Origin of the sequence: Acinetobacter sp. AKBS16 (assembly GCF_002899995.1) — a bacterium.
GTDB lineage: Bacteria > Pseudomonadota > Gammaproteobacteria > Pseudomonadales > Moraxellaceae > Acinetobacter > Acinetobacter baumannii.
Window position 1 is genome coordinate 1 of record NZ_POYH01000005.1, and the last position, 908, is coordinate 908.

The 908-nt window shown below is 44.5% G+C and carries 1 protein-coding gene; it reads right to left on the reverse strand.

Going from position 1 to position 908, the window contains the following annotated elements; all coding sequences use genetic code 11:
- A partial coding sequence (gene tuf, locus C1642_RS00555) for an elongation factor Tu (protein ID WP_057063976.1) occupies nucleotides 1-896 on the reverse strand: 896 nt, incomplete at its 3' end.
- Nucleotides 897-908 lie beyond the last annotated feature (12 nt).

A 908-nucleotide genomic window follows, 5' to 3' on the forward strand; every position in this document is an offset into this window, starting at 1 on the left:
CCTGGTTTAGCAAGTACTTGACCACGTTGTACTTCTTCACGCTTAGTACCACGAAGTAAGATACCACAGTTCTCACCTGCACGGCCTTCGTCAAGAAGTTTACGGAACATTTCTACGCCAGTTACAGTTGTTTTAACTGTATCTTTAATACCAACGATCTCTACTTCTTCACCAACTTTGATGATACCAGCTTCAACACGGCCTGTTACTACTGTACCACGACCAGAAATTGAGAATACGTCTTCGATTGGCATCAAGAATGCTTTGTCGATTGCACGCTCTGGCTCTGGGATGTAAGAGTCAAGTGCTGCTACAAGAGCAAGAACTGATTCTTCACCGTAAGGACCAGCTTCACCGTTAAGCGCTGCAAGAGCTGAACCACGGATTACTGGAGTGTCATCACCTGGGAAGTCATAAGTAGAAAGAAGTTCACGTACTTCCATTTCTACTAATTCAAGTAATTCTTCGTCATCAACAAGGTCGCATTTGTTTAAGAATACGATGATGTAAGGTACACCTACCTGACGAGAAAGAAGGATGTGCTCACGAGTTTGTGGCATTGGACCGTCAGTTGCAGCACATACAAGGATCGCGCCGTCCATCTGAGCAGCACCAGTGATCATGTTTTTAACGTAGTCGGCGTGGCCTGGGCAGTCAACGTGTGCGTAGTGACGAGTTGGAGAATCGTATTCTACGTGTGATGTATTAATTGTAATACCACGTGCTTTTTCTTCAGGTGCTGAGTCGATTTGTGAGTAATCTTTCGCTTCACCGCCGTAAGTTTTTGCACAAATTGTTGCAATCGCAGCAGTTAAAGTTGTTTTACCATGGTCAACGTGACCGATTGTACCCACGTTTACGTGTGGTTTATTACGTTCAAACTTGGCTTTAGCCATGATGATCTTCCT